Annotated in this window: 11 protein-coding genes; 1 reads left to right on the top strand and 10 read right to left on the bottom strand. The window is 36.7% G+C overall.

All coding sequences use genetic code 11. The features are described from left to right. Positions 1-473 precede the first annotated feature (473 nt). The 8 genes from B5G00_RS18215 to tnpA all read right to left on the bottom strand — a co-directional run bounded on the left by B5G00_RS18215 (position 474) and on the right by tnpA (position 5695). Positions 474-1238 (bottom strand): hypothetical protein, encoded by a 765-nt coding sequence (locus B5G00_RS18215; RefSeq protein ID WP_087275052.1) that lies wholly within the window; start codon positions 1236-1238, stop codon positions 474-476. A gap of 66 nt (positions 1239-1304) precedes the next feature. Beyond that, positions 1305-1667 (bottom strand): type II toxin-antitoxin system HicB family antitoxin, encoded by a 363-nt coding sequence (locus B5G00_RS18210; RefSeq protein WP_087275051.1) that lies wholly within the window; start codon positions 1665-1667, stop codon positions 1305-1307. After that, positions 1651-1908 carry a type II toxin-antitoxin system HicA family toxin gene (locus tag B5G00_RS18205; protein ID WP_055054195.1) on the bottom strand — a complete coding sequence of 86 codons (258 nt, stop codon included), beginning with the start codon at positions 1906-1908 and terminating at the stop codon, positions 1651-1653. The genes B5G00_RS18210 and B5G00_RS18205 overlap by 17 nt, the downstream gene beginning before the upstream one ends. Positions 1909-1994: 86 nt before the next feature. Next, entirely contained in the window at positions 1995-2573 is a 579-nt protein-coding gene (locus B5G00_RS18200; protein ID WP_087275050.1) for a HEPN domain-containing protein, read from the bottom strand. An 11-nt stretch (positions 2574-2584) separates the two neighbouring features. Next, entirely contained in the window at positions 2585-3769 is a 1185-nt protein-coding gene (locus B5G00_RS18195; protein WP_087275049.1) for a GmrSD restriction endonuclease domain-containing protein, read from the bottom strand. Between the two features lie 83 nt (positions 3770-3852). Beyond that, a complete protein-coding gene (locus B5G00_RS18190) occupies positions 3853-4173 on the bottom strand; it encodes a TfoX/Sxy family protein (protein WP_087275048.1) in 321 nt (106 codons plus the stop codon). A 21-nt stretch (positions 4174-4194) separates the two neighbouring features. Next, a complete protein-coding gene (locus tag B5G00_RS18185) occupies positions 4195-4920 on the bottom strand; it encodes an EcsC family protein (protein WP_087275047.1) in 726 nt (241 codons plus the stop codon). A 304-nt stretch (positions 4921-5224) separates the two neighbouring features. Further along, entirely contained in the window at positions 5225-5695 is a 471-nt protein-coding gene (tnpA, locus tag B5G00_RS18180; protein WP_087275046.1) for an IS200/IS605 family transposase, read from the bottom strand. A gap of 189 nt (positions 5696-5884) precedes the next feature. Here tnpA and B5G00_RS18175 point away from each other — a divergent pair, with 189 nt between their 5' ends. After that, positions 5885-7531, top strand: coding sequence for an IS1182 family transposase (locus B5G00_RS18175; RefSeq protein WP_087275045.1), 1647 nt, complete (start codon positions 5885-5887; stop codon positions 7529-7531). A 74-nt stretch (positions 7532-7605) separates the two neighbouring features. On the opposite strand, the gene B5G00_RS18960 is transcribed toward B5G00_RS18175, so the two are convergent. Together B5G00_RS18960 and B5G00_RS18170 are read right to left on the bottom strand one after the other, a co-directional pair. Then, complete coding sequence (locus B5G00_RS18960) at positions 7606-7773, bottom strand: hypothetical protein (RefSeq protein WP_158229663.1); 168 nt, start codon at positions 7771-7773, stop codon at positions 7606-7608. 13 nt (positions 7774-7786) lie between these two features. Next, the coding region (locus B5G00_RS18170; protein ID WP_140403181.1) for a transposase at positions 7787-8050 on the bottom strand (264 nt) is incomplete at its 5' end.

The following is an 8050-nucleotide window of genomic DNA, read 5'->3' as shown; positions in this document are numbered from 1 at the left end:
CAGAGATCAGTTTTTGAGATTTTATTGCCATCCATCTCTATTGGTATCACCTCCATCATTTGAGAACATCTTATCAAATGCAGGAAGGGATTTGAAGATACGGATGATTACCTACTTACCAATACAGATTAAAAAAAGCCAACAAAAAAGGTCTTGCCAAATTGATTTCACTCAATTCAGTAAGACCTTTTCTATCGGTTTCAGTTGGATTTACCTGATAACCTCTGACGAAAAGTGAATAAATGCTTTTCATCCAGTGTTATCATTTTGTTATCAAATAGACCCCTAATGCGTCGCAAACGCCCTGTTTATGCGGGTTCTCAGATTTCTTTACTTACTCAAACTCGGCAAATCCAAAGATATTCTTAAACACATTTGTTTAAGTTTTGTATCTTTTTTGCCGTTATTTTATTTCAGTTGTATATATTACTTTGGCTCACTGATTTTCTGTTGCCAATTTGTTGCCAGAACTTTTATTTTTGATTATTTTGGGCTTTATCCATCTTTTCTTGTAATTTCATTAATGCATCAAAACTCTGCATTCCCTTTTGTGGATTCTCCATCAACTTATTCATAAAAATTTCAAGTAATTTGTCCTCTGGCTTAACAGCACTACCAACTTGTTCATGTTTTATTGTTTCTATAAATGCAGAAAGCATTTGTGAAAATCTAGTTTCAATATTGCTTTCAAGTTCTTTCATACTATCTGGAATTTGTTGCACTTCTAGTAACAATGTTGATAATATCTCCGCATTTTCTACTGCACTATTCTCTGATATATTTAACAATGCACTTACTTCACTAACTGGGTTATGAACCGTTTCACCATTTTCAATAGCTTGCATCATAGCCTCAATATCCTTCTTAGCTAAATCAGCACCACTCAATGTTGTTTCATATGATATAGTTCTCATATTAGCTATATCAAAAGGTATATTCACGTCTCCCTTTATAATCTGAATCGCCGGTTTACGATATGAATGTCTAATAGCTAATTCATAAAATACATTTGGATTACTTCCAGTCAAATCAGCAATTACTAAATCAGCAGAAATAATTTGTTCTATAATCGCCTTCGTAATTAATCCACTGTTTGTCATTTTATCAGCTCGCACAACAGAATAACCAAACGAGTCACAGACTGGATTGATAATATATTCTAAAACTTCATCTGCATTTTTTCGTATTTCTGTACCTTCTTTTCCAATAGGTGTTATTATAAAACATACCTTATCCATTGTACCCCTCCACTATTAAATTGTTTTATAGACTGTAAATTTCTCTTTACCAACCCTACACATTCTTTATTTTGAATACACTGCATCATTTCTGGAAAGAAGGTACACGCAATACTGATTCATACTGATTCCTTCTCTCTGAGAATGCTCTGCCAGTGATCTGTGTAGGCTTCGTGGAATTCTTAATTTAAACTGTCCAGAATAGTCTTCCAGACTGTCTGGTTCATGAATCTCTACACCGTCTTCTAATGCAGCTTCAATCCATGCTTTTTTTGCATCCAGTGCATTTGCTACCGCACTCTCCACTGTCTCACCACAAGTAATGCAACCAGGCAAATCCGGATAAGAAACTACAAATCCGCCTTCATCTTTGTCTTCCACAATTTCCATACGATAGGACATTGTCATATAATCATTCAGCGTCTTCATCATTCTTCGCCTCACTTTCTACAATCTGCCTTACCATTTCTACATATACTTTCTTGATTGGTTCATGCTTTGGTATTGTAATTGGCATACACCCTTGCTTTCTGAAAGTGTAATGACTGCTTCCACTTCTTGGTGCATTCATTTCGTATCCGTAGCTTTCCAATACCTTCCGTAACTCATCAAATCGGAGGTCTTTCGATAAATTGCATATACGTGTTATCAGTTTATCCCACTTTGACATTTGTTATACCTCCTACGTATATTATATGTGGTGTCGTATATGGTGTCAATCTTTTTATGTATTATACATTATTTTTATAAAAATCACTATGAGAATTTTGTCTTTAAATACCTTACAAATTCAAGTGCATCCTCATGCATTTGTTTTATATCAGAAAAAGATTTCCCTCTGATTCTATTACTTGTAAATTCAACAAAGGTCTGGTGAGCAATAAGATTACGAATTGCAAAAATTTCCTGAAATGCCTTTAGTTGTCTTTCTTTCTCTTCGTTACCATTTATTTCATTATATACTTTATCCTGAAATTTCTCTCCAAAAAATTTCAATGGTTCTAACATCCGTTTTACTTCCGGTAACTGTCTGCAATCTCCCGAATCTTCAATTCTTCCAAAAGAAAATTTCTGATATACACTTTTATCTCTTTTGTCATTATCAAACCCATGTGGTCTGTCTCCATATCTATCAGACTCTCGCTGTGCATAATTTGTATATGCCTCTTGCAATTGTTGTTCATAATAACTGGCACATGCTAAAATCAGTATTTTTGTTAAATGAACAGATAGATTTTGAGCTGTTGTAGGTTCTTTTGGCAAAACTATTTCTTGTACTTTATTGAAATCTTCCACTAAATCATCAATAAATGGAATAGTCTCGTTCATCTCCATATATTCTACCTCTATTTCAATTCAATAATAGCACGTGCTCTTTCTAGCCTAATTTTAACTGATCCTGCACTTGCAGTACTTCCTTGAGATGCCTCTGCAAAAGAAGTATCCTTTTTCAATTGATTAAAGCTATCATTTGTAATCCTTTTATTCTTTGTTCCTTCCTTTTTTATTTTCTCACAAACTGCTACAAAAACTGCTTCAAAAAGAGAAATAACAAATTTATTCTTATCATTTCTAAATGCGTCTTCTGGTAAAGAATTACAACTTTCACAAAACTGGTTAAATATTCTTGAACAGTTTTCAATTTCTTCTTTTGTAAATTTCATGGCTTTCTTTGAAAAACCATTCAAAAAATTTTTCAGTGGAGATTTATACTTATCAGCCATATCTAGCATTGCAAACGCACGCACTAAAACTTCTATATCACCCATATGCAAATCCGGTTCTTTCTTCCCTACAAATTTTCTCCAAGTTTCGTTACCATTTAACTTTGATACTAAAGTTTCATAAAATGGAGAATAATAAATACTCATACGGATTTCCTGTGGACGTAACATCACTCCACCACTATTAAGCCGACTAAAAATTTCAAACATAGATGAATCATCTTCACATGGTACAATTTGCTTTATGGTAATCGTTCTAATTGTACGATTAAAATCAAATTCCCCTTTAAAATCATACTTTTCAATCGTAGTCAACGTATCATATTTCAATTTATTAAGTTGATTTTCTTGATCATCTACAGATGCCAATTTTAATTTAAAATCTTCAAAGTTATCACTTGCAAGTTCACTATCTGGAATTTGTTTTCCTAATGATAAATATTTTCTAATTATTCCTCTTGCTTCTGCATTCTTCGGGAAACGTTGTTTCTTAAACAAATAGATTGTTACAAGTCTCTGTTGCCCATCAATAACCAAGAAATTGTTCCTTTCTCTTTCAAAAAGAAAGATTTGTGGTATTGGCAATCCAATGATTATTGATTCTATAAATTTTGAAGCCATGTCCTTTTTCCAGACATAGTTACGCTGGAAAGATGGAATTTTCATATATCCTCTTTCAATTAACGAAATCAACGTTGTTATATTGTAGTCGTTTGGAAGGCAATCCACCTCATATGGTCTAATTGCAATCTCCTCCTCATCTTCCATTTCAAATTCTTCAAATATATCCAATTCTTTCTCTAACATCTTTTTCTCCTTATAGTATGTTAATTTAGACCATTTTTATTATAATAACTTTACGCATTATAGTAATCAATAATTCATAATAACTATTTTTTCTTTTTTGATTTAGGTAGCGGTAATTCACCATACATGTTGCTTAGCAATTCCACCAAAAATTCTTTATTATCCACTTCCTCTACTAATAGCATTTCTTTTGCCCCCTCATACGGCTGTTCATACGAAGCCGTTGGCATATATGCAACTGCTGATTTCGTCGGTTTCACAAGCAATCTATCATCATAAATACCACCTATAATTTTACCCCGATAATAAATAATGAATTCTCCCATCATTGCTCTATATGAAATATCCTCTAATCCAGATAACTGTTCCAAAACAAATTCTAAATACGTTTTACTAGATGCCATATATATCCCCTCTCTCGGATCCTAATAATACTGCTTTTCGTCTGACTTCTCTATATTGTAATCATTATCATCTATATCTATAATATCATCGTTACTCTCACCTTTGACAGAAAAGTCTCCCGTCATAAACCATTTGTATGCACGATCTGCGATAACCTTCGTTTCCACTAAGTCCAGTCCGCCACCTACAATAGCACCTACTCCTGGTAACATCTTTCCAAGATTTACAATGCCTTTCGAACCAAATTTCGTAATAAATCTGAAGCCAACCTTCTGATTAATCTTTGTTAATACCTTTCCTGGTATCTTTTTTATAACACCATTTGCAAATTTTACACCAAATTTGATTCCTGCCTGTTTCAACAAACTATTCACTGCCACTCCTGCAAGACAAGCATATACAAAAGTTTGCGTCTGATCACTATTCAGATCATAATCTGCCATATATGCTGTGCAGGCTATCATCCTCATTTGCACATAAATTACACTTCCGATATTTGCAGGTATCGCAACCGGCATTGTTATAAATCCACCAAAGCCTGTTACAACTCCAGATGTCGTACATTTTGCGATTTGATTCTTCAGCATAGCTCTACAAGCTTTTTCCTTTGTCTCATGCTTTGATAAATAATCGTTTGCCATATCTTCAACACCCGGACTGACCATCGGTATTCCATTTAAACATTTTTCATAACAAGAGTCTAACAGTTTCATAATATCTTCTTGTGTTACTTTTTTCTTTTCCATTCTATTTCCTCTAAAATTCATTCTTTATAGGCGCATGAATTCTATCTAAAACATAATTCATGTACTGGTATAATTCTATTTAAATTTTACCACAGTTACGATAATTGCTCCATCATATTTTCACAAATATACTCCGCCTACGTCTTAAGAAGGGGCTGTCGCACTAAATTAGTGCGGCAGCACTTTTTTGCAGAGAATAAATATCCACCCACACAGCGGGTGGTTTTTCATTTTCGGGCATAGCCCTAATACTACTAGCCACGCACAAGTGCGCTTTTTATCGGCCTGCCAGCCACGCTCAGGATTACTTGCTACCCGTAAACGGGTCTCTCGGATCGAATAGGCTAATCTGATCCATTTCCCTATCTTGCTTTAGCTGATTGGCTATGTAACTTTTTATTGCTGCAGTGTTCTTCCCCACTGTATCCACATAGTATCCCTTACACCAAAACTCGCGGTTTCGGTATGCGAATTTCATATTCCCGAATCTCTGAAATATCATTAAACTACTTTTCCCCTTTAAGTACCCCATGAATCCCGAAACGCTCATTTTGGGCGGGATACTCAGAAGTAAATGAATATGATCCGGGCAGACTTCTCCTTCTATTATCTCAACCCCTTTCCATTGGCACAGCGTTCTGATTATTTCCCGAATCGCTTCTTTCTTTTCGCTAAAAAATACTTTCCTTCGATATTTCGGAGCAAACACCACATGATATTTGCAATTCCATTTTGTATGTGCTAAGCTTTTTACGTCTGTATTTTGTTCTGACATTATACGGTCCTCCTAATGTGTTTTTATTTACGTAACTGGCAGGTCACGTTTTTATTATACACATTAGGAGTTTTTATTTCTGAATACACCGCTAAAGCTTTCATGGAACCACGCGACTATCGCGTGGTTTTCTTGATACAATAAAAGCCAGGTCTGTGCAAGGCCTGGCTCTTGGTGTAAAATTTATTTATGCGACTAAATAAACTCTTACAGAAAGATTATACCCTATCTTCTCTGTACTATCAAATCAAACTTCCGCTGGATGTGGAAATTTTGATCCCGGCAGATGATCCGGTCCGTCTTCTGAGTGCATTTGTGGAGGGAATGGAACTCAGCGATCTTTATCAGACTTATGGAAAGATAAAGAAAAATCAGGCGACTCCGAGACAGCTGTTTAAGATCATGGTCTACGCCAGTATGAACCGGATCTATTCCAGCCGGGATATCGAAACAGCATGCCGCAGGGACATCAACTTCATGTATCTTTTGGAAGGAAAACCAGCACCTGACCATGCGACCTTTGCACGTTTTATTTCTCTGCATTTCGCGCAATGCTCGAAAAAGACATTGGCCGAGGTATCCAAACTCTTATATTCCCTTGGAGAGATTTCCGGAAAAAGTATCTTTATTGATGGAACGAAAATAGAATCTGCTGCAAATAAATATACGTTTGTCTGGAAAAAGGCCGTTACGAAAAATCAGGCAAAACTTTTCGATAAGATCCCTGTCTTTGTGGAAGAGTGCGAAAATCTTTACGGTTTCAGGATCGCTTATAATGGGAAAATCTCCCTTCACACATTAAAAAGACTGCGGAAAAAGCTGTGCAGGATCAGGCAGGAGGAAGGGATTGCCTTTGTTCATGGAACCGGACGGCGGAAAACACTTCTTCAGAAATCGCTGGAAACTCTGGAAACATACATAGCAAAACTGAAGGAATACAATAAAAAGCTTTATGTATGCGGCGACCGCAACAGTTATTCCAAAACAGACCCGGATGCGACTTTTATGCGGATGAAAGAAGATGCCATGCACAATGGGCAGCTGAAACCGGCTTATAATCTTCAGCATGGAGTAGATTCGGAATACATCACATGGTTGGATATCAGTTCTCGTCCTACAGATACGAGGACATTGATCCCATTCCTGAAAGATATGGAGCTGCATCTTCCGTTTAAATATCAGGAGATTGTGGCAGATGCAGGATATGAAAGCGAAGAGAATTACCTGTTTCTCGAAGAAAACGGTCAGCTGGCTTATATCAAACCCCAGAACTATGAGATTTCCAAAACCCGAAAATACCGTCAGGATATCGGGCGGATGGAACACATGAAATACGATGAGAAAGCGGACTGTTATTACTGTAAAAATGGACAGGTATTGACTGTACAGGATGAAAAGAGAGAAAAGACGGCCAGTGGATACCGGAGAACCGTTACCGTATATCGGAGCAGCGGATGCAGCGGGTGCCCTTTCAAAACAGACTGCATCAGGGGAAACAACTGTAAAACCCCAATGGAGGACCGGCAGAAAGTACTGTATGTTTCGAAAAAGATGAAAGAAAAACGTCAGGAAACAATCAAACGGATTACCAGTGATTATGGAACACAGCTCCGGATGAACCGGAGCATACAGGTAGAAGGAAGCTTTGCAAACCTAAAAGAGGATATGGAATTCAGGCGATATTTATATCGAGGGAATGCAAATGTAACCGCCCAGAGTGTCCTGTTGGCGATCGGGTATAACATAAACAAACTTCATCATAAGATCCAGGGAGGGCGTAAAATTTTCTGTGTCTATGGGAAAAATTCTTCTTTGATAAGAAACAGATATGTATAATTGTCTTGTCGGAACTTCTGCTTTTTTGCTGTCGAATTACTTATCTGTTTATAGTATTACCCATTTGACTCATGTTATACATGAATTTTAAAATTTTTTGCAGCACAAATAACGGCATCGGTAATCCCTTTTTCGTGGGCTCTGCCCACACCCGGCCTCAGGAATAAGCTGGGATTTTCTGGGAATACTATAAATGCCGAAGGAATAAGGGGAAGACAGGAGCGGAATAGTTTTTCATCCACTCCTGTTTTCCTTTTACAGGTATGCTGTCAGTCTCTCGTCATATAAAAGAATCAGTTGGTTCAACACTTGATCCCAGTTCCGATAACGCTGCGTCCACTTCTTTGTTACATTTCTGCTCGCAAGAAACAGCATCTTTTCAAGAGCGGTATCACTTGGAAACACACTCTTTGTCTTTGTGACTTTCCTGTATTGACGGTTCAGCCCTTCTATGATGTTTGTGGTATACATAATTCTGCGGATATCTCCGGAAAACTGGAAGAAAGAACTCACATCTTC

Origin of the sequence: Blautia sp. An46, assembly GCF_002161645.1 — a bacterium.
GTDB lineage: Bacteria > Bacillota > Clostridia > Lachnospirales > Lachnospiraceae > Blautia > Blautia ornithocaccae.
The sequence above is the reverse complement of the archived record's forward strand: the minus strand, read 5'-3'. Positions and strand labels throughout refer to the sequence as shown.

Excerpts from the sequence above, each read along its gene's own strand:
- B5G00_RS18175 (WP_087275045.1), top strand. The coding sequence starts at position 5,885 with ATGCGACTAAATAAACTCTTACAGAAAGATTATACCCTATCTTCTCTG.
- B5G00_RS18210 (WP_087275051.1), bottom strand. The coding sequence starts at position 1,667 with ATGAAGACGCTGAATGATTATATGACAATGTCCTATCGTATGGAAATT.
- B5G00_RS18195 (WP_087275049.1), bottom strand. The coding sequence starts at position 3,769 with ATGTTAGAGAAAGAATTGGATATATTTGAAGAATTTGAAATGGAAGAT.
- B5G00_RS18200 (WP_087275050.1), bottom strand. The coding sequence starts at position 2,573 with ATGGAGATGAACGAGACTATTCCATTTATTGATGATTTAGTGGAAGAT.
- B5G00_RS18185 (WP_087275047.1), bottom strand. The coding sequence starts at position 4,920 with ATGGAAAAGAAAAAAGTAACACAAGAAGATATTATGAAACTGTTAGAC.
- B5G00_RS18215 (WP_087275052.1), bottom strand. The coding sequence starts at position 1,238 with ATGGATAAGGTATGTTTTATAATAACACCTATTGGAAAAGAAGGTACA.
- tnpA (WP_087275046.1), bottom strand. The coding sequence starts at position 5,695 with ATGTCAGAACAAAATACAGACGTAAAAAGCTTAGCACATACAAAATGG.
- B5G00_RS18190 (WP_087275048.1), bottom strand. The coding sequence starts at position 4,173 with ATGGCATCTAGTAAAACGTATTTAGAATTTGTTTTGGAACAGTTATCT.
- B5G00_RS18205 (WP_055054195.1), bottom strand. The coding sequence starts at position 1,908 with ATGTCAAAGTGGGATAAACTGATAACACGTATATGCAATTTATCGAAA.